20 protein-coding genes are annotated in these 18,283 nt (G+C 58.1%); 12 read left to right on the forward strand and 8 right to left on the reverse strand.

Features of this window, described 5'->3' with window-relative positions; all coding sequences use genetic code 11:
• Nucleotides 1-3: 3 nt before the first annotated feature.
• Nucleotides 4-1,296 (reverse strand): serine--tRNA ligase, encoded by a 1,293-nt coding sequence (serS, locus tag C1J02_RS08220; RefSeq protein WP_114878131.1) that lies wholly within the window; start codon nucleotides 1,294-1,296, stop codon nucleotides 4-6.
• A 230-nt stretch (nucleotides 1,297-1,526) separates the two neighbouring features.
• Between serS and yajC the strand changes: the two genes are divergently transcribed.
• The 10 genes from yajC (at nucleotide 1,527) to C1J02_RS08270 (ending at nucleotide 8,373) form a co-directional block, all read left to right on the forward strand.
• Complete coding sequence (yajC, locus tag C1J02_RS08225) at nucleotides 1,527-1,805, forward strand: preprotein translocase subunit YajC (RefSeq protein WP_114878132.1); 279 nt, start codon at nucleotides 1,527-1,529, stop codon at nucleotides 1,803-1,805.
• 35 nt (nucleotides 1,806-1,840) lie between these two features.
• Nucleotides 1,841-3,490 carry a protein translocase subunit SecD gene (secD, locus tag C1J02_RS08230; protein WP_114878133.1) on the forward strand — a complete coding sequence of 550 codons (1,650 nt, stop codon included), beginning with the start codon at nucleotides 1,841-1,843 and terminating at the stop codon, nucleotides 3,488-3,490.
• 1 nt (nucleotide 3,491) lies between these two features.
• Complete coding sequence (gene secF / locus C1J02_RS08235; protein WP_114878134.1) at nucleotides 3,492-4,460, forward strand: protein translocase subunit SecF; 969 nt, start codon at nucleotides 3,492-3,494, stop codon at nucleotides 4,458-4,460.
• A complete protein-coding gene (locus C1J02_RS08240) occupies nucleotides 4,453-5,208 on the forward strand; it encodes a sulfite exporter TauE/SafE family protein (RefSeq protein ID WP_114878135.1) in 756 nt (251 codons plus the stop codon). Before secF ends, C1J02_RS08240 begins: the two co-directional genes overlap by 8 nt.
• Nucleotides 5,209-5,211: 3 nt before the next feature.
• Nucleotides 5,212-5,565, forward strand: coding sequence for an Mth938-like domain-containing protein (locus tag C1J02_RS08245; protein WP_114878136.1), 354 nt, complete (start codon nucleotides 5,212-5,214; stop codon nucleotides 5,563-5,565).
• A gap of 63 nt (nucleotides 5,566-5,628) precedes the next feature.
• Nucleotides 5,629-6,246, forward strand: a complete 618-nt coding sequence (gene ccmA / locus C1J02_RS08250; protein ID WP_114878137.1) for a heme ABC exporter ATP-binding protein CcmA — start codon at nucleotides 5,629-5,631, stop codon at nucleotides 6,244-6,246.
• On the forward strand, nucleotides 6,243-6,899 hold the full coding sequence (gene ccmB / locus C1J02_RS08255; RefSeq protein ID WP_114878138.1) for a heme exporter protein CcmB: 657 nt from the start codon (nucleotides 6,243-6,245) through the stop codon (nucleotides 6,897-6,899). Before ccmA ends, ccmB begins: the two co-directional genes overlap by 4 nt.
• 52 nt (nucleotides 6,900-6,951) lie before the next feature.
• Nucleotides 6,952-7,686 carry a heme ABC transporter permease gene (locus C1J02_RS08260; protein ID WP_114878139.1) on the forward strand — a complete coding sequence of 245 codons (735 nt, stop codon included), beginning with the start codon at nucleotides 6,952-6,954 and terminating at the stop codon, nucleotides 7,684-7,686.
• Entirely contained in the window at nucleotides 7,683-7,841 is a 159-nt protein-coding gene (gene ccmD, locus C1J02_RS08265) for a heme exporter protein CcmD (RefSeq protein WP_205389883.1), read from the forward strand. The genes C1J02_RS08260 and ccmD overlap by 4 nt, the downstream gene beginning before the upstream one ends.
• Nucleotides 7,834-8,373: a DsbE family thiol:disulfide interchange protein gene (locus C1J02_RS08270; protein WP_114878140.1), complete on the forward strand. Its 540-nt coding sequence runs from the start codon at nucleotides 7,834-7,836 to the stop codon at nucleotides 8,371-8,373. The genes ccmD and C1J02_RS08270 overlap by 8 nt, the downstream gene beginning before the upstream one ends.
• A gap of 52 nt (nucleotides 8,374-8,425) precedes the next feature.
• Here the strand turns inward: C1J02_RS08270 and acnA are convergent, their stop codons facing one another.
• A complete protein-coding gene (gene acnA, locus C1J02_RS08275) occupies nucleotides 8,426-11,215 on the reverse strand; it encodes an aconitate hydratase AcnA (protein WP_114878141.1) in 2,790 nt (929 codons plus the stop codon).
• Between the two features lie 226 nt (nucleotides 11,216-11,441).
• Between acnA and C1J02_RS08280 the strand changes: the two genes are divergently transcribed.
• Nucleotides 11,442-12,143 carry a thioredoxin family protein gene (locus C1J02_RS08280; protein WP_114878142.1) on the forward strand — a complete coding sequence of 234 codons (702 nt, stop codon included), beginning with the start codon at nucleotides 11,442-11,444 and terminating at the stop codon, nucleotides 12,141-12,143.
• 33 nt (nucleotides 12,144-12,176) lie between these two features.
• Here C1J02_RS08280 and C1J02_RS08285 read toward each other — a convergent pair whose 3' ends face one another.
• The 5 genes from C1J02_RS08285 to purB all read right to left on the reverse strand — a co-directional run bounded on the left by C1J02_RS08285 (nucleotide 12,177) and on the right by purB (nucleotide 16,500).
• Nucleotides 12,177-13,076 (reverse strand): lysophospholipid acyltransferase family protein, encoded by a 900-nt coding sequence (locus tag C1J02_RS08285; RefSeq protein ID WP_114878143.1) that lies wholly within the window; start codon nucleotides 13,074-13,076, stop codon nucleotides 12,177-12,179.
• Between the two features lie 71 nt (nucleotides 13,077-13,147).
• Nucleotides 13,148-14,206: a flagellar motor switch protein FliG gene (locus tag C1J02_RS08290; RefSeq protein ID WP_114880470.1), complete on the reverse strand. Its 1,059-nt coding sequence runs from the start codon at nucleotides 14,204-14,206 to the stop codon at nucleotides 13,148-13,150.
• Nucleotides 14,207-14,293: 87 nt separating this feature from the next.
• Nucleotides 14,294-14,812 (reverse strand): tetratricopeptide repeat protein, encoded by a 519-nt coding sequence (locus C1J02_RS08295; protein ID WP_114878144.1) that lies wholly within the window; start codon nucleotides 14,810-14,812, stop codon nucleotides 14,294-14,296.
• A 128-nt stretch (nucleotides 14,813-14,940) separates the two neighbouring features.
• The gene (locus tag C1J02_RS20845; protein WP_162798277.1) at nucleotides 14,941-15,102 is read right to left on the reverse strand and encodes a hypothetical protein; all 162 of its coding nucleotides are present in this window, start codon (nucleotides 15,100-15,102) and stop codon (nucleotides 14,941-14,943) included.
• Between the two features lie 93 nt (nucleotides 15,103-15,195).
• Entirely contained in the window at nucleotides 15,196-16,500 is a 1,305-nt protein-coding gene (gene purB / locus C1J02_RS08300; RefSeq protein ID WP_114878145.1) for an adenylosuccinate lyase, read from the reverse strand.
• A 257-nt stretch (nucleotides 16,501-16,757) separates the two neighbouring features.
• Here purB and C1J02_RS20850 point away from each other — a divergent pair, with 257 nt between their 5' ends.
• Nucleotides 16,758-17,900, forward strand: coding sequence for a hypothetical protein (locus C1J02_RS20850; protein ID WP_162798278.1), 1,143 nt, complete (start codon nucleotides 16,758-16,760; stop codon nucleotides 17,898-17,900).
• 81 nt (nucleotides 17,901-17,981) lie between these two features.
• Here C1J02_RS20850 and C1J02_RS08315 read toward each other — a convergent pair whose 3' ends face one another.
• Nucleotides 17,982-18,239 carry a DUF6455 family protein gene (locus C1J02_RS08315; RefSeq protein ID WP_114878148.1) on the reverse strand — a complete coding sequence of 86 codons (258 nt, stop codon included), beginning with the start codon at nucleotides 18,237-18,239 and terminating at the stop codon, nucleotides 17,982-17,984.
• Nucleotides 18,240-18,283: the final 44 nt, after the last annotated feature.

An 18,283-nucleotide genomic window follows, 5' to 3' on the forward strand; every position in this document is an offset into this window, starting at 1 on the left:
TCATCAGGCCAACTTGCCATCTGCGCCCAAGGTCGTCTTGTTGCCCAGATAGTGCGCCAGCACATCGGGGAGCTTCACCGACCCATCTGCCTGCTGACCATTCTCAAGCACCGCAATCAGACAGCGCCCCACGGCCAGACCGGAGCCGTTAAGCGTATGCACGAACTGCGGCTTGCCACCGGCCTCAGGCTTGAACCGTGCATTCATGCGGCGGGCCTGAAAATCGCCCGTGGTTGAGACGGATGAAATCTCGCGATAGGTGTTCTGACCCGGCATCCAGGTTTCGATATCAAAGGTGCGCCGCGCCCCGAACCCCATGTCACCGGTACACAGGATCACCGTGCGGTAAGGGATGCCCAGCCGTTCCAGAATATCCTCAGCACAGCGCAGCATGCGTTGCTGTTCGTCGTCTGAGTGGTCGGGGTGGACGATGCTGACCATCTCGACCTTCTCAAACTGGTGCTGTCGCAACATGCCCGCGGTGTCACGGCCAGCGCTGCCAGCCTCGGACCTGAAACACAGCGTGTGCGCGGCATAGCGTTTGGGCAGGTCACCTTCCTCAAGCGTGTCGCCCGCAACGGTATAGGTCAGCGGCACTTCTGAGGTTGGCACCAGCCACCAGCCATTGGTGGTCTGATAGCTTTCATCGCCGAACTTGGGCAGTTTATCCGTGCCATACATCGCCTCGTCGCGGACCAGCACGGGCGTATTCATCTCGGTCAGGCCGTTGTGATCGACATGGGTGTCGATCATGAATTGTGCGAGCGCCCGGTGGATGCGCGCCACGGCCCCTTTCAGCATCACAAACCGCGCGCCTGAAATCTTGGCGGCGGTTTCAAAATCCATGCCGGGGATCACACCCATAATCTCGTAATGCTCTTTGGCAGTGAAATCGAAGGTGGGTTTGTCACCCCAGCTGCGCACCTCGACATTGTCGTTCTCGTCTGCACCATCTGGCACATCGTCGGCTGGAATATTCGGGATTCGCGCCAGCATATCCGCAAGCTGCGCATCCAGCTCTTTGGCCTCGGCCTGCATTGCGGCGACTTCGGCCTTTTTCTCACTGACCAGCGCGCGCAGCCGTTCAAATTCGGCCTCATCGCCCTTGGCCTTGGCAGCCCCCACCAGCTTGCTGGCCTTGTTCTGTTCGGCCTGCGCCGCCTCAGCCGCACTGATCTTGCCGCGCCGCGCCTCGTCAAGTGCCAACACGGTTGCGGACACCGCGGCATCCCCCCGGCGGGCAAGAGCAGCATCAAAGGCGGCAGGGTTGTCACGGATGGCGCGGATGTCGTGCATGAGGGCGGTCCTTGAAATTCGAGTCGGTCTGGGTGCGTTATGCCCCAATCCATTGGGTTGGGGTAGGTCTGCTTCACCTATCAAGAATGAGCGTGCGCAGAAACCTTAATACACACCTTGTTAATACCCTATCTCGCCTTGCAAAGCTGCCGCACCACGCTTAGGTTCTGCCAAAATTCGCGGGCCTTTTTACGGGCGCTGTGACAGCCACATCAAAAAGGACCTCCTCCATGCAAGGCATCCAGCAATTCGTGCCACTTATCCTGATTTTCGGGATCATGTATTTTCTGCTCATCCGTCCGCAGCAGAAAAAAGTGAAACAACATCAGGCGATGGTGGCCGCGCTGCGCCGGGGTGATCAAGTGGTGACCCAAGGCGGGATGATCGGCAAAGTGGTCAAGGTCAAAGACGACGGCGAAATCGAAGTTGAGATCGCCGATGGTGTGAAGGTGCGCATTGTCCAGTCGACAATCGCCACCGTGGTTTCCAAAACCGAACCCGCGAAATAAACCCGCCCCTCTGGCTCAGTTAAAAAGGCGGAACCATGCTTCAGATTGATCTGTGGAAGCGGATTTTGATCGCGTTGACCTGTGCGCTGGGCCTGTGGATGGCCCTGCCCAATGCGTTTTACACGCCGGTTGAGCAGCACAATGATGCGATCAAGGCGATTGAGATTGCGGGCTCCACGCCCGAGTTGGAGGCGCAAAAGGCGCTCTGGCCGGAATGGATGCCGTCGGGCCTCGTCAATCTTGGCCTCGATTTGCGCGGTGGTGCGCATTTGCTGGCCGAAGTGAAGGTCGCTGATGTCTATGCCAGCCGGATGGAGGCCTCCTGGCCCGAAGTGCGCGATGCCCTGCGTGGTTTGACGCCCGTGCGCCGCCAGCAATCGCCCGAGGGCGAGTTGCGGGTGCGTTTGAACGACCCGGCCAAGATGCAGGAAGCGTTGGAAATTGTGCGCTCTCTGGCGCGGCCGGTGACCACACTGACCGGCACAGGATCAAACGATATCGACGTGAGCGGCGATCAGGGTGTCATCACCGTGACCCTGTCGGAGGCCGAAAAACAGGCCACCGATGAGCGCACGATGCAGCAATCATTGGAAATCATTCGCCGCCGCATTGATGAGGTCGGCACCCGCGAGCCGACCATTCAACGTCAGGGGTCAGATCGTATTTTGATTCAGGTGCCCGGTGTCGGGTCAGCCGCCGAACTGAAGGCGATCATCGGGACAACGGCGCAACTGACCTTCAGTCCGGTGGTAAGCCGGGGGTCTGATGCAAATGCCAATCCCGGCATCGGCAACGCGCTGTTGCCTGCAGCGGACGAAGAGGGCGTGTATTACATAATTGAATCCGCCCCGGTGGTCACTGGCGAAGAACTGGTCGACGCGCAGCCGTCCTTTGATCAGAATGGCGCACCTGCGGTAAATTTCCGGTTCAACACATCCGGTGCCCGCAAATTTGGCGATTACACCGCCGACAACATTGGCGCGCCTTTTGCGATTGTGCTGGACGACGAAGTGATCAGCGCGCCGACCATTCAAAGCCATATCCCGGGCGGTTCGGGCATCATCACCGGGCGTTTTTCGGTCGAGGAATCAACCAACCTCGCCGTGCTGCTGCGCGCTGGTGCACTGCCGGCCGGTCTTGAGTTTCTCGAAGAACGCACCATTGGTCCGGAGTTGGGGCAAGACAGCATTGATGCGGGTAAGGTCGCCACGATGGTCGCCTTTGCTGCTGTGCTGTTCTTCATGTGGGTCAGCTATGGTTTGTTTGGCATTTTCGCGAACATCGCGCTGATCGTGAACGTCGGTATCCTGTTTGGCATTCTCAGCATGATTGGGGCCACGCTAACCTTGCCGGGCATTGCCGGTATCGTGTTGACCGTTGGGATGGCTGTGGATGCCAACGTGCTGATCTTTGAGCGTATCCGCGAGGAACTGAAAACCGCCAAAGGGCCGGCACGGGCCATCGCCCTTGGCTATGAAAAAGCGTTGTCGGCCATTATCGACGCCAACATCACCACGCTGATTACGGCAGTTATTCTTTTTGCCATGGGCTCTGGTCCGGTGCGCGGCTTTGCCATCACACTGGGGCTCGGCATCATCACATCCGTCTTTACGGCCATCTTTGTCACCCGCTTGATGGTGGTCATCTGGTTCGAATGGCGGCGTCCAAAAACGATTGAGGTCTGACATGCGTTTGCGATTGTTTAAGGACGACACGAGCTTTGATTTCTTCAAACGCTGGAAGCTGTGGCTTGGTATTTCCGGGGTCATGATGCTCGTGGCCTTTGGGTCTTTCATGCTGCAAGGCCTGAATTTTGGCATCGATTTTCGCGGTGGCACGACCATTCGGTCAGAAAGCCCGCTGCCCGTTGATATCGGCGTCTATCGCGGCGCGATGGACGCGCTCGATCTGGGCGATATCACCATCACCGAAGTGTTCGACCCGTCATTTCGTGACGACCAGAATGTCGCGATGATCCGCATACAGGCGCAGGATGAACAAGAGGCAGTGACAGTAGAAGTCATTGAGGCGGTTGAGGCCGCGTTGAAAGAGGTCCGCCCCTATATCAAGTTTATCTCGGTTGAATCTGTCGGCCCCAAGGTCTCTGGTGAATTGATCCAAACTGCTGTTATCGCGGTGGTTTTGGCAATTGGTGCGGTCCTGATCTACATTTGGCTGCGCTTTGAATGGCAGTTTGCCGCGGGCGCAGTTCTGGCGCTGGTGCACGACGTTTTGCTGACCATCGGTATCTTTTCCGAACTGCAGATCCGGTTCGATCTGGCCATCATCGCGGCCTTGCTGACCATTGTCGGGTACTCTTTGAACGACACGGTGGTGGTCTTTGACCGGGTCCGCGAAAACCTGCGCAAATACAAAAAACGCCCCCTGAACGAAGTGCTGAACCTCAGCATCAACGAGACGATGAGCCGGACATTCATGACCTCGTTCACCACATTGCTGGCGCTGATCGCGCTTTTTGTGCTGGGCGGTGATGTGATCCGTGGGTTTGTTTTTGCGATGATCTGGGGTGTGATCGTCGGGACCTATTCGTCGATCTTTGTGGCCTCGGCGATCCTGCTGTATTTCGGCGTCAAACGCGACTGGACCAAGCAAGACCCCAACGCTGGCAATCAATACGCCAACATAGATGCTTGATGCCATTCAGTCGGCCCTGTCCACGGACGGGCTGATCTGGTTGATTCTGGCGGTATTTATCGCAGGGCTGGTGCGCGGCTTTGCGGGTTTTGGCAGCGCGATGATCATCATGCCGGTTGCATCCTCCATCCTGTCACCAGTCGAGGCGGTGATTTTCCTGGTTGCCGCCGAAATGCTTGGTCCTTTGCCAAATCTGCCTGCTGCATGGCGCGAAGGGCGGCCGCGTGACGTGGGCGTGCTGATGATCGGTGCGGTGATTGCCCTGCCTATTGGCCTTTTGTGCCTAAGCCTGATCAACCCGCTGATTTTTGGCTGGATCATCTCAATCGCAGTGATTGTCTTGCTGTCCCTGACCGTCTCGGGCTGGCGGTACAAAGGCACGCTGTCGCGGGGTCTGACCATCGCGACGGGGGGATTGGGCGGCTTTATGACCGGGTTCGCGGGCATTCCCGGCCCGCCTGTCATTATGCTTTATATGGCCAGCCAACTGCCCATCTGGGTGATCCGCGCGAATTTTCTGCTGTATTTGCTGGCGATTGATCTGGTGCTGTTTCCCGTGCTCTGGCTGTCGGGTTTGATGGTCTGGAAGATTGCATTGCTCGGATTGATGGTCGGTATACCCAATCTGATCGCCAATGTGATCGGGGCGCGGCTTTTTGACCCGCAAGCCGAACGGGTTTTTCGCAATGTGGCCTATGTCGTGATCGCCTCTTCGGCTATCATCGGCCTGCCATTGTGGAAAGGGTAACCGATGCGCCTGCATGAAATAGTATTCACAGATGCCAAGCCGGTTGATGGCTATGGTCCGGGGTTTTTCCGTATTGGCGGGCAGGTGATCAACGGGCCGGTGGTGGCGGGGCCGATGGGCACGCAAACATGGGGTGGGTTTGAGGATGCCGAGATGCTGCTGGAGTTGGCGGAGCATATAGATGTGCTTTTTGTCGGCACCGGCGCAGATATCGCGCATCTGCCAGATGCCTTACACCAAAGACTGACCGAGGCTGGTATCGCCGCTGAGACCATGTCATCACCTGCCGCCTGTCGCACCTATAATGTCCTGCTCAGCGAAGGCCGCCGGATTGCGCTGGCTGTCCTGCCGGTTTGAGCACTCGCGTTGACGCCGCAATGAACGCTTTTGGCCTGCGCTGCGATGCGATACTGCTGACCCATGATATTGCGCGTTGAAAATCTGACCCTCGCGCGGGGGGGCATTCCTGTTTTGACGGGGCTGGGGTTTGAGCTGGCCCCCGGCACAGCGCTGATTGTACGTGGGCCAAACGGGGCGGGTAAAACGACGTTGCTGCGCACGATTGCCGGTCTGCAAGCCAGCCTGACCGGGCAGATCACCGGCGCGCAGGATCAGATCGCCTATGCCGGTCATGCCGATGGGCTCAAGGCGATGCTGAGTGTGACAGAGAACCTCAGCTTTTGGGCGGCCGTCTTTGGCCAAGGTCGCATTGATGCTGCCCTGGACGCTTATGCGCTGCGGCCGCTGGCTGACCGATTGGCCGGGACATTGTCGGCAGGCCAAAAGCGACGTCTGGGTCTGGCGCGATTATTGGTGACAGGGCGGTCCATTTGGGTGCTGGACGAGCCAACAGTTTCCTTGGATGCCGAGGCCACGCGTATGTTTGCAGACGCGGTGCGCGCCCATTTGGGACAGGGGGGATCGGCCCTTATTGCCACACATATTGATCTGGGGCTTGAGGCCGAGGTGCTGGATGTCACCGCCTACCGGGCCACGCACAGAACCCGCGCCGGCGCAAGCGACGAGGCATTTTTGTGATTGCCTTGCTGATACGCGACCTGCGGCTGGCATTCCGTGCGGGCGGCGGCTTTGGCCTTGGGCTGGCGTTTTTCCTCATTGTCACGGTGCTGGTGCCGTTCAGCGTAGGACCGCAGGCGGCCTTGCTGGGCACCATCGCGCCAGGTGTTTTGTGGCTTGGCGCGCTCTTGGCGTGCCTTTTGTCGCTCGACCGGTTGCTGGCGTTGGATTACGAGGATGGCACCCTTGATTTGCTGGTCACAGCACCGCTGCCGCTGGAGGCGGCGGTCAGCATCAAGGCCTTGGCCCATTGGCTGACCACCGGGTTGCCGTTGGTTCTGGCGGCACCGGTGCTGGGTATATTGCTGAACCTTCCGACAACCGGTTATGGCTGGCTGGTGCTGTCCTTGGCGCTTGGCACCCCGGCGCTGTCGGTGATCGGCACCTTCGGTGCGGCCCTCACCGTGGGTATCAAACGCGGTGGATTGCTGATGTCGCTGCTGGTGCTGCCGCTCTATGTGCCGACGTTGATTTTCGGCGCAGAGGCCGCGCGCCAAGGTGCCGCTGGTCTGGACGCGAGCACCCCAATGTTGATGCTTGCGGGGATCACCTTTGCCACCATCGCGCTGATGCCTTTTGCCTCTGCTGCAGTGTTGCGGATGGGCCTGAGATGAGCGCGGCCATTTGTCCATTGAGCGTGGCGCGCCAGAGAGGTAGATAAGCGCCATGTCCCTTTGGCAATATGCAAATCCGGTCAAGTTTCTGGCGCTGAGCGCGCGGGTGCAGCCCTATGTCTGGGCGGCGGCGGTGATCTGCGTGGCCGTGGGGTTGATCTGGGGTTTCTTCGGAACGCCCGAAGATGCCAGACAAGGGTCCACGGTCAAGATTATCTATCTGCATGTGCCTGCCGCCCTGATGGCGATCAATGCGTGGTTCATGATGCTGATTGCCTCGCTGATCTGGCTGATCCGGCGTCACCACGTGAGTGCGCTGGCGGCCAAGGCCGCGGCACCCGTCGGCATCGTGATGACGTTGATCGCGCTTATCACGGGTGCAATCTGGGGCCAGCCGATGTGGGGCACATGGTGGGCGTGGGACCCGCGACTGACCTCATTTCTGATCCTGTTTCTGTTTTATCTGGGCTACATCGCCCTTTGGGAAGCGGTTGAGGACCCCGACACTGCCGCGGACCTCACGTCGGTTCTGTGCCTTGTCGGATCGGTCTTTGCGGTGCTGTCGCGCTATGCGGTCAAATTCTGGAACCAAGGGCTTCATCAGGGGACATCGGTGCCGGTGGCCACAGGCGGGCGCACGGTGGCAGATGTATTTTTCTATCCCCTGCTGGTCAGCATGGTGGGCTTTGGATTGTTGTTTGTGGCACTGGTGATTTACCGCACCGGAACCGAAATACGTTTGCGCCGGGCGGCGGCTTTGCTGGCGCGGGCGGGCAGGGAGGTATGATGCCGGAGCTGGGAAAATATGCGTTTGAGGTGTTGTCGGCCTATGCCGCCTCGCTTGCACTTTTGGGACTTTTGGTTGTCATGACATTGCGCCGGGGCAAAGCCGCGCAGGCGGCCCTTGCGCGCGCAGAGGCGGAGGCAAAGGCAAATGGCTAAAATCCGGCCACTGATGATCGCCCCGCCCGTGATCTTTGCCGCATTCGTGGCCCTCGCGGCAATGGGCATGTTTCGCGACGACCCTGAAGGGTTGCCCTCAACGCTGGTGGGGCAGGCGGCACCGGCATTGCCCAATGCGCCCCTTTCCAATTTTTCAGCCCCCGCACCGGACGCCCTGACCTCAGGCGAGGTAACATTGGTGAATTTCTGGGCCAGCTGGTGTCCACCTTGCCGCGCTGAACACCCCAAACTGCTGCAAATGCAGGCCGAGGGGATTGCCATCGTTGGCGTGAATTTCAAAGACACCGAAAGTGCCGCCACGAAATACCTGCGCGATGATGGCAATCCGTTTGCCGCCGTGGGATTTGACCCGCAAGGGCGTACCGCGATCGACTGGGGCGTCACCGCCCCGCCAGAGACTTTTATCGTGGGGGCAGATGGTACTGTTTTGTTCCGCTACGCCGGACCTTTGGTAGGCAGCGACTATGAACAGCGGTTTCTACCCGAATTGACCAAAGCCCTGGAGCAATAAAAAAAGGCCCCGAAGTATCCTCGGGGCCTTTGTTATTTCAAACTGCACAGACCTACTCCGCAGCGATGGCACCGCCTTTGGCCAGATCGCGCAGCACATAATGCAGCACACCGCCATGTTCGATATATTCAATCTCGATCGCGGTATCGATGCGGCATTTGATGGTGATCTCTTTGACCGACCCGTCCGCCATGGTGATTGTGCAGGGCACTTCCTGCAGCGGCTTGATCGTATCCAGACCAGAGATCGACACCGTTTCCTCACCAGTCAGGCCCAGCGTTTTGCGGGTGTCGCCGCCGGTGAACTCAAACGGGATTACGCCCATCCCAACAAGGTTGGAACGGTGGATGCGCTCAAAGTTCTCGGCAATCACGGCCTTGACCCCCAGCAGCGCCGTGCCTTTGGCCGCCCAGTCACGCGATGATCCGGCACCGTATTGTTCACCGCCAAAGATGACCAGCGGTGTGCTGGCATCCTGATAGGCCATCGCCGCCTCAAAGATCGAGGTCTGTTTGCCATCGGGGCCGCGAGTATAGCCGCCCTCGACACCATCCAGCATTTCATTCTTGATGCGGATGTTGGCAAAGGTGCCGCGCATCATCACTTCGTGGTTGCCACGGCGCGACCCATACGAGTTGAATTCACGCACCGGCACCTGCCGTTCAACCAGATACTGACCGGCGGGCGTGCTTTCCTTGAACGATCCCGCAGGCGAGATGTGGTCGGTGGTGATCATGTCACCCAAGAGCGCCAGCACCTTGGCCCCTTCTATGTTGGTGATCACACCGGGGTCCTTGCTCATCCCCTGGAAATAGGGCGGGTTCTGAACATAGGTGGACTGTGGCGGCCAATCGTAGGTCTGGCTGTCCGTGGTCTCAACCGCCTGCCATTTGTCATCGCCCTTGAACACATCGGCGTATTTGGTCTGGAACGCCTCGCGGGTGACGGTTTGTTGCACCAGATCGGCAACTTCTTTGGAGGTCGGCCAGATGTCCTTGAGATAGACGTCGTTGCCGTCCTGATCCTGACCCAAAGGCGCACCCGTGAGGTCGTGATTCATATCCCCGACCAGCGCATAGGCGACAACCAGCGGCGGTGACGCAAGGTAGTTGGCGCGCACGTCCGGGCTGATCCGGCCTTCAAAATTGCGGTTCCCGGACAGCACCGAGGTGCCGATCAGATCATAGTCGTTGATGGCCTTGCTGATCGCCGGTTCCAGCGGGCCAGAGTTACCGATGCAGGTTGTGCAGCCATATCCAACAAGGTTGAACCCGATGGCATCAAGATCCTCTTGCAGACCAGCAGCCTCAAGGTAATGCGAAACAACCTGTGATCCCGGTGCCAGTGAGGTTTTGACCCAAGGTTTGCGGGTCAGGCCAAGCGCGCGGGCTTTGCGCGCCACAAGGCCGGCCCCGATCATCACGTAAGGGTTCGACGTATTGGTGCAGGACGTGATTGACGCAATCACGATTGAACCGTCGTGCAATTGGTAATTGCCGTCCTCAGTCGCGACATAGCCGCGCTTATGGTTGCCCTCGTCGCCGGGAATATCGCGCGGCTCTGGCTGTCCGCCTTCACCTTCCCAAGTGATTTCCTGCGCCGCGGAGGCGTCTTTGCCGGTCCGGACGCCTTTGACGTATTTGGCAAAGGCCGTATGTGCAGTGTCGAGCGCGATATAATCCTGTGGCCTTTTGGGGCCAGAGATCGCCGGGACGATGGTGCCCATATCGAGGTTCAGCGTATCGGTATAGATCGGCGCGTAATCGTCGTCGCGCCACAGACCATTTGCCTTTGCATAGGCTTCAACCAACGCGATACGGTCCTTTTCACGTCCCGTTGTGGTCAGATACCGCAGAGTTTCCTTGTCGATCGGGAAAAAGCCACAGGTGGCCCCATATTCGGGGGCCATATTGGCAATTGTTGCACGGTCCGCCAGCGGCAGCGTGTCCAGACCGGCACCGTAGAATTCGACGAACTTGCCAACAACACCCTTTTCGCGCAGCATTTCAACAACCTTGAGCACAAGGTCGGTGCCGGTGGTGCCTTCCTTCATCTCGCCTGTCAGCTCAAACCCGACAACTTCGGGGATCAACATGGAAATGGGCTGACCCAGCATCGCGGCTTCGGCCTCGATCCCGCCGACGCCCCAGCCGAGAACGGCGGCACCGTTGACCATTGTCGTGTGGCTGTCTGTACCGACCAGTGTGTCAGGATAGGCAACCATTTCGCCGTTCTGGTCCTTGTCCGACCACACCGTCTGGCTCAGATATTCAAGGTTCACCTGATGGCAGATGCCTGTCCCGGGGGGTACAACGCGGAAGTTGTTAAACGCTTTTTGTCCCCATTTGAGGAACGTATAGCGCTCGATGTTGCGTTCATATTCGCGGTCCACATTCATCTGAAACGCGCGCGGATTGCCAAATTCATCAATCATGACAGAGTGGTCAATGACCAGATCAACAGGGTTCAGCGGGTTGATCTTTTCGGGATCGCCACCCAATGCAACCAGCCCGTCGCGCATCGCGGCCAGATCAACGACCGCTGGAACACCTGTGAAATCCTGCATCAGAACGCGGGCAGGGCGGTAGGCAATCTCGCGCGGGTTCTTGCCCCCCTTGGCTGCCCATTCGGCAAAAGCCTTGATGTCGTCCACGGTAACCGTCTTTCCATCCTCAAACCGCAACATATTTTCAAGCACAACCTTGAGCGCGGCAGGCAGTTTGGAAAAATCACCCAATCCGGCTTCCTCTGCGGCAGGTATCGAATAATACGCGATCTTCTGATCGCCTGCGGTGAGTGTCTTGCGGGTTTTGGCGGTGTCCTGACCAACTTGGATCGTCATGGAGTGGCTCCTTGCATTGGTGATGGGTGGCAGTTGCTTGATGCGTAGATGCCATTATGGCCACCGCTATTCAACTGCTATTCAGTCAATATCACTCCCAATGTATACCATTGTGTACCGAATTTGAAGCAAAGTCCCTCATCAAGGTCTCAAGAAACGTTGATTGGTCATTACAAAGATTGAAGGTTAGGCATGAAGGACGTTGAACAGCAATCATTGGAATCACATGAAAATCGCCGCACTTGCCCTTGCCGCCATTACAGCCCTGAACATTGGGACACCGCTTGTCGCGCAAAATTATCCGGTGGTTGTTGAACTTTATACGTCTCAGGGATGTTCGTCATGTCCGGCTGCGGATGCGCTTTTGCATGAACTGGCCGACCGCGATGATGTCATCGCCCTGGCGTTGCACGTGGATTATTGGGACTACATCGGGTGGACAGACGAATTTGGCGATCCGGCCCATGCCGATCGCCAGCGCGCCTATGCCAATGCCGCACAGCGCCGGTCGATTTACACGCCCGAGATGGTGGTGCAGGGGCAAACCGATATCGTCGGGGCGAAAGCAATGGCGCTGTCCAAAGCAATTTCGCACCATGCCCAGGAAACGCCGCGCGTCGGGCTGGATATTTCGCGCGATGGTACGAACCTGAATATTGCGGCCCAAATGCTCGGGGTCGTGAAGGGGCCGATGATCGTGCAAATGCTGCGCTATACGCCGCGACGGGTGACAGAGATCAAGCGTGGTGAAAACGCTGGCAAAACCATTGAATATGCCAATATCGTTGAAGGCTGGCAGGTTCTGGGTACCTGGGATGGGGAAACACCGCTGGCGATGGCCGCTGCTGCGCCGGGCGACAAACCTGCGGTGGTCATCATTCAGGCACAAGGCGCAGGCCCTATTTTGGCGGCCGCCCGGCTGAGATAGCGCAGCGGTTCCAAAATTGGGGTGCGATTCCCGTTAGGGTTCGTGGCTGCGCCAGCGACGATGGACCCAGAACCATTGATCGGGATGTGCGCTGATCCGCGATGACAGGCTGTCATTGAGGGCCTGGGTCATGGTTGTCGCATCCGAATGCGGCACCGGGCTTTCCAGAATACAGTCAAAGTTCAGCCCATCAGGTTTCCGGATGCTGTAAAACGGGATCAGCAGGGCGTTATAGCGCAAAGCAAGCTCTGCCGCTGAGGGGGCGGTGCGTGCCGGTTCCCCCATGAAATCCAGGATCGGAGCAAACTGAACGTGCTGATCAAATAGCAACACCAGTTGGCCACCATCTTTGAGGTGGCGCACAAACCCGGCAGTGCCCTTGCGCCCCTGCGGAAAAACCGGGCCACCAAAACGCTCCATTGTTTTGACGTAATGGGCATTGAAATACGGGTTTTTCATATCGCGGTAGAGGCCGCCAATATCAAAACCACGGGCAACCAAGGCAGCACGTGTTGCCTCGTAATTCCCGAAATGGCCAGTGACAAGGATCACGGGCTGCCCCTTGGCCGCCGCTTTTTCCAGCGCGTCAAAGCCCGGTCCCTGCGGTGTGTTCTTAGCCATCCTTTTCGGAAAATCATGGGCCGAATAGTTCTCAATGAAGGTGCGACCAACATTGTTGAGGCACCGCGATGCAATGGCGCGCCGTTCCGCTGTGGGCATCTCTGGCCAGATCAGGTCGAGATTGATCAAAGCGCGTCTGCGGTATCCGGCCACCGGGCCAAGTATATGCTGGACCAGCCAGCCGACCGCACGGACCCGCGGAGCATAGGGCAGCATCAGCGCAAGTCGGATCACGCCCACAATCAACGCATTGCTCAGATAATGGCCGGTCTTGCGCGTCAGACTGGCGGATGGGACGGTTGGGTGCGACATAAGCCTCGACGGGGAAAACAGATGGCGCAGACATATCCGCTGTCTTGGCGCTCAACAAGGCGCTGCCGACCCTATTCTTCATCCTCTTCGATCACCAGCAACAGATCACCGGATTGCTCCATCTGCCTGATCACAGTGACAATGTCCGCCATCGCTGTTTCGGCATCTGCTGGTTTGACGCTGCCTGCTTCTGTTATGTCCTCGCGCAATTGATCGGCCATGCGGCCAGACATATTTTCGAGGATGTATTCCAAGGTTGCGCCGTTTCCGGCCGCTTCCGCGCCGGCAAGCGCGGTAATCAACTGGGCCGGATCGACCTCACGCAGGATGCGCGGAATGTCGCGCGGCGCTATGCGCTTGGGAATATTGGCGAAGGTAAAGATCGCCCTGCGCACTGCATTGGCAAATCCCATGTCGGTTTCGTCCAGCCCGGTCAAAACATCATCCCGGGTCAGGGTTGTTGATGAATTCAGGATCGCGCCGACCCGCTCAACCGGATCATTGTCGAACGCGCGGACCGGCTGCGCGTCCAGCTGGCTGGCCAGTGACAACCCGATCCGGTCGACCGCATCCGGTGTGACGGCACCCGTCAGTGACACCGCATAGGTGATGCGCCGGGCCTGCGGGCCGGGCAAGCGGCCCAACAGATCCGCAGCCAGAGCCACGGGCAGTTTGGACAACATAACAGCGGCCACTTCAATGCTTTCATGCTCCAGAACCGGCAGCAATCGTTCTGGCCCCAGTTCCTTGAGACGGGCCCACGGATCACCCGACTGTCGCACCCCCGCTTCTTTGCGCAGGCGCGCCGCGGTTTGGCGGCTAATGGTGCCGTCCAGCGCGTCAAGAGCACCGGCAATGCCATCAGGAAACGACAGACCGATCCGTTCCACCTCGTCAGAGAATTCCGCCACCACAGCCGCCAATGTGTCCCGGTCCACTACGCGCATGTTACCCATCTGATGTGTCAGATTGGCCTGCAATTCGTCCGGCAGATCCTCAAGCGGAATGTCGGCCCCCTCGTTGAGCAGCAATCGCACGACGATTGCGGCCTTGGCACGCTTGCTCAATAACGCAGAAACGCCGCCCCCCATCGATGTGGAAAGCGGCGCGAAATTGCCCATGGGTACCATGTCGTTCATCGTTTGCCTGACCCCTATTGCCTTGGGGCCTTTAATGGCAGGCAATCATGAAAAAAGGTTTAGGAGCTATGGCAAATTTTAGTAGGTATAGGTCTGGCCCGTCGCAATTGCGGTGCGCAAGGATGCCTCGGCCCATGTGCCGCCGCCGCCATGCGCGCGAATGGCCCGCAATTGCACCAGTGCATCGGCAATCTTCCCCTGCTCAACCAACCCCTGGCCCATATAGGACCGCGCCAGGATGTTTGCGGGGTTAACTGCCAAAGCCTGAGAGTAATAGCCCATTGCCACATCCATGCGGCCCATCTTGCGGTTGGTGAACCCCAGATACGTCAAGGTGCGGTCATCGGCCTGCGGCATGGCCGCCAGCACAGTCTGTGCATCCATATAACGCCCGGCATGGGCCAGTTCCCGCACCGTTTCATAAAGCGCGTCGACATCAAGATTGCCTTCCTGAGCGGCGACGCATTTTTTAGTCTTCTTATCATAGACTTGACCGTCTTCGCATTTTGGCTTTGACGGTGCGCCTCCGTCTCCACCTGCGGCCAAAAGGCCTGTCGGCAGAGCGAGCGTGAGGGCAGTGGCGATCAGGATACGCATAAAATAACTCCAGATAATCAAGCACGTGTTAGCAAAAAACATAGCATGATTGCATACCCGGTAAAGGGGAGGCTGCTGTTCGCGCTTCACAATTGCGTTTGGTCTGGGACGTATGATCCGGGCTTAGGCTAGGTGGTCGCGTCCACAACGCAGGTGCCTGATGCCGTATCATAACTGCTGCCTTCAGAGCAGGACATCGCCTGTTTGTCGTGCTGGCAACCGGCCGCAAAAGACAATGTGGGTGTCAGGGCCAGCGCAAGGGCCACACATGCAAGTCTCAGTTTCATCATACTACTCCTTTGATGTGCATTGGGCGGATCATACATAATCCGCCCCCATTTTCAAAGCAGTTTAGCGCGGTAGGCCAGGGGGTGCCGCGCCGATCAGTCGCCAAAGACGCGGGCAAAGATCGTGTCCACATGTTTGGTGTGATAACCAAGGTCGAATTTTTCTTCGATTTCGGCGGGCGACAGGGCGGCCAGCACCTCGTCATCTCCCAAAAGCTCGGTTTTGAAATCCGCACCATGTTCCCAGACCTTCATCGCATTGCGCTGAACCAGCTTATAGCTGTCCTCGCGGCTGACACCCGCCTGGGTCAGGGCCAGCAGAACCCGTTGTGACATCACAAGACCGCTGAATTTATTCATGTTGGCCAGCATGTTGTCGGGATAGATCAACATCTTGTCGATTACCCCGGTCAGACGGTGCAGCGCAAAGTCGAGGGTGATCGTCGTGTCAGGGCCGATCGCACGCTCAACGCTTGAGTGCGAAATATCGCGCTCATGCCAAAGCGTCACGTTTTCCATCGCGGGGATCACTGCCATGCGAATGGTGCGGGCCAGCCCGGTCAGGTTTTCGGTCAGAACCGGGTTTTTCTTATGCGGCATCGCAGAGGAACCTTTTTGCCCGGCAGAAAAGAATTCAGCACCCTCAAGCACTTCGGTGCGCTGCATGTGGCGCACTTCGGTTGCGACGTTCTCTATGGAGCTGGCAACCACGCCAAGAGCTGCAAAAAACGCAGCGTGGCGGTCGCGGGGGATCACTTGGGTGCTGATCGGTTCGGGGGTCAGACCCAGTTTTTCGCACACATGCGCCTCAACGGCGGGATCGATATTGGCGAATGTGCCAACGGCCCCGGAAATGGCACCGGTCGCAATCTCTTCGCGCGCGGTTTTCAGTCGCCGCATGTTACGGTCCATCTCCGCATAAAACCGCGCAAACGTCAGGCCCATGGTGGTCGGCTCGGCGTGGATGCCGTGGCTGCGGCCCACGCGCAGCGTGTCCTTGTGTTCCATTGCGCGGCGTTTCAGCGCCGCCAACAGCAGATCCATATCAGCAATCAGGATGTCGGAGGCGCGCACCAGCTGCACATTGAAACAGGTGTCCAGCACATCAGATGAGGTCATCCCCTGATGGACAAAGCGGGCCTCGTCGCTGCCCACATGTTCGGCCAGATGGGTCAGAAACGCGATAACGTCGTGCTTGGTGACGGCCTCGATCTCATCAATCCGGGCGACGTCAAACTGCACGTCTTTGGCCTTCCAGACAGCATCGGCATTGGCGCGCGGGATCACCCCCAGATCGGCCATCGCGTCACAGGCATGTGCCTCAATTTCGTACCAGATGCGAAATTTGGTTTCCGGTGACCAGATGGCGACCATATCAGGACGGGAATAACGGGGGATCATCGGGCACACACTTTCTGAGACTGTTTCTGGGGTCAAAAGGGCAATAGACTGACGGGGGGGCAAGGACAAGCGCCCAGCAGGTGCATCCGGCAACAAGCCCGTTTCTAGGCGATCATGTCGTTGGGGCGCGCCGTGTCGAAGGGTCTTTTGATCCATGCCTGCAAGGCAGAATCCTGCTGACACCTTGGATTTGACACTAAATTGCCTTTCTTTTGTACCAGATCGCGTACAACGTCTCTGGAAAATAGGAGAGAATTATGCGCGTTACAGCACTTTTGGCGACTGCTGCACTGATCCTTGGTGCACCAGTCCTGACCGATCAGATCACCAACAACACCCATGCTGCGGCCTTTGCCAAGGGTGGCAACGGCGGCGGTGGCGGCAACGGTGGCGGCGGCGGCGGCAACGGCGGTGGAAATGGTGGCGGCAAAGGGGCCGATAAGGGCGGCAACTCTGGCGGCAAGAGCGCGGGCAATGGGCGCAGCAAGGCCAACGGCGGCGGCAACGCCAAAAAGTCCTCAGGCCGGTCCATTGCGCGTTCTTCGGGGCAGGGATCGAAAGCCTTCAAGTCTCAAGGGAATAAATCTCAAGCCAGCAAGAGTACCCGCAGCAACAGGTCGGTCAAAACCGCGACGACAAACTCAAAGCGGCCTCCTGAACTGGCACCTCGGACCAAGAACCTGCATTCGCAGCTGAAGGGGCTCAATTCGCTCAATCGCAACATCAACGGATTGATGAATTCATCGGACCCCAAGATGGAGGGTTTTCGGGATTTCATAGAAGCCAGCGCCGAGAGCGCCGCTGCGGAGGTGGCTTTGGAAGAGGCGATTGCGAACTATGCAACGCTTTCGGATAACCTTGCACAATCGCTGGACCTGCTGGGCCTCGACGTGCCGACAACGCAGGACGAATTCGACGCGCTGTCAGCCACGATTGCCGACATTGCGAACACCCCGGCACCGCAAGAAGCTGACTTTACCGCTGCCGATGGCACTGTTGATCTGGACGCCTATGACAAAGCGGTATCCGAGTGGACCGGTGATGTGACCGCGGCCACCGCGGCACTGGGTCAGGTCGACGCAACCAGTGCCGGTTTCTCTGCCCTGCAGGATGCCGAGACAGAGGTCGAGACGACAGCCATCGCATCTTCGGAAGAGGCGATGATTGATGCCATTGTGGCGGGCATGAACGCCACCGGTAACACCACCTACACCGCCGAGGATATCACGCCCGAGATGGTTGATTGGGTTGGTGAAAAACTTGGGGTTGGTGAGGATCAGACCGGACTGATTGACGATTATATCGCGAAGCAGGACGAACCGGAGGTCACGGCCGCCACCACACCGGAGGATGATGAAATCCTACCCGTCGATGAGACCACATTGGTCTTGGCCGACTAAAATTGCTTCCCAAAACTGAATGGCACGGCCCGCAAAGGCCATGCCATTCAGATCACGGGAATTTCACGACAATACCTGCGCTTATTTGACGCGCAACGCATTGAGAGCATCGCGGTTGCGGCAATATTCAGGTGCCTCATCCAAATGGTCGTTTGAGCGCTGCAGTTTTGCACATGCCACCGGGTCGCTGCATCCTGTGCACTGCAGAACCATCGACCGATATTCCTGTGCCGCCTGTTCCGGGTTGTTTTGAGCAAGCGAGCCCAGATCAACATCCATCCGTTCGGTCAGGCCGAACATGAGATCCGCACTTTTGCCGATCTTCGAAAAAATTGCCATTGGTCGCTCCACTTCACGTCCGAAAATACCAGTCGGTGAATGAC

This window comes from Sulfitobacter sp. SK011 (genome assembly GCF_003352065.1).
Taxonomy (GTDB): domain Bacteria; phylum Pseudomonadota; class Alphaproteobacteria; order Rhodobacterales; family Rhodobacteraceae; genus Sulfitobacter.

What these genes read in the sequence shown, in the direction of transcription:
- serS (WP_114878131.1), bottom strand. Translation starts at nt 1,296, where the DNA reads ATGCACGACATCCGCGCCATCCGTGACAACCCTGCCGCCTTTGATGCT.
- yajC (WP_114878132.1), top strand. Translation starts at nt 1,527, where the DNA reads ATGCAAGGCATCCAGCAATTCGTGCCACTTATCCTGATTTTCGGGATC.
- secD (WP_114878133.1), top strand. Translation starts at nt 1,841, where the DNA reads ATGCTTCAGATTGATCTGTGGAAGCGGATTTTGATCGCGTTGACCTGT.
- secF (WP_114878134.1), top strand. Translation starts at nt 3,492, where the DNA reads ATGCGTTTGCGATTGTTTAAGGACGACACGAGCTTTGATTTCTTCAAA.
- C1J02_RS08240 (WP_114878135.1), top strand. Translation starts at nt 4,453, where the DNA reads ATGCTTGATGCCATTCAGTCGGCCCTGTCCACGGACGGGCTGATCTGG.
- C1J02_RS08245 (WP_114878136.1), top strand. Translation starts at nt 5,212, where the DNA reads ATGCGCCTGCATGAAATAGTATTCACAGATGCCAAGCCGGTTGATGGC.
- ccmA (WP_114878137.1), top strand. Translation starts at nt 5,629, where the DNA reads ATGATATTGCGCGTTGAAAATCTGACCCTCGCGCGGGGGGGCATTCCT.
- C1J02_RS08260 (WP_114878139.1), top strand. Translation starts at nt 6,952, where the DNA reads ATGTCCCTTTGGCAATATGCAAATCCGGTCAAGTTTCTGGCGCTGAGC.
- ccmD (WP_205389883.1), top strand. Translation starts at nt 7,683, where the DNA reads ATGATGCCGGAGCTGGGAAAATATGCGTTTGAGGTGTTGTCGGCCTAT.
- C1J02_RS08270 (WP_114878140.1), top strand. Translation starts at nt 7,834, where the DNA reads ATGGCTAAAATCCGGCCACTGATGATCGCCCCGCCCGTGATCTTTGCC.
- acnA (WP_114878141.1), bottom strand. Translation starts at nt 11,215, where the DNA reads ATGACGATCCAAGTTGGTCAGGACACCGCCAAAACCCGCAAGACACTC.
- C1J02_RS08280 (WP_114878142.1), top strand. Translation starts at nt 11,442, where the DNA reads ATGAAAATCGCCGCACTTGCCCTTGCCGCCATTACAGCCCTGAACATT.
- C1J02_RS08285 (WP_114878143.1), bottom strand. Translation starts at nt 13,076, where the DNA reads ATGTCGCACCCAACCGTCCCATCCGCCAGTCTGACGCGCAAGACCGGC.
- C1J02_RS08290 (WP_114880470.1), bottom strand. Translation starts at nt 14,206, where the DNA reads ATGGTACCCATGGGCAATTTCGCGCCGCTTTCCACATCGATGGGGGGC.
- C1J02_RS08295 (WP_114878144.1), bottom strand. Translation starts at nt 14,812, where the DNA reads ATGCGTATCCTGATCGCCACTGCCCTCACGCTCGCTCTGCCGACAGGC.
- C1J02_RS20845 (WP_162798277.1), bottom strand. Translation starts at nt 15,102, where the DNA reads ATGATGAAACTGAGACTTGCATGTGTGGCCCTTGCGCTGGCCCTGACA.
- purB (WP_114878145.1), bottom strand. Translation starts at nt 16,500, where the DNA reads ATGATCCCCCGTTATTCCCGTCCTGATATGGTCGCCATCTGGTCACCG.
- C1J02_RS20850 (WP_162798278.1), top strand. Translation starts at nt 16,758, where the DNA reads ATGCGCGTTACAGCACTTTTGGCGACTGCTGCACTGATCCTTGGTGCA.
- C1J02_RS08315 (WP_114878148.1), bottom strand. Translation starts at nt 18,239, where the DNA reads ATGGCAATTTTTTCGAAGATCGGCAAAAGTGCGGATCTCATGTTCGGC.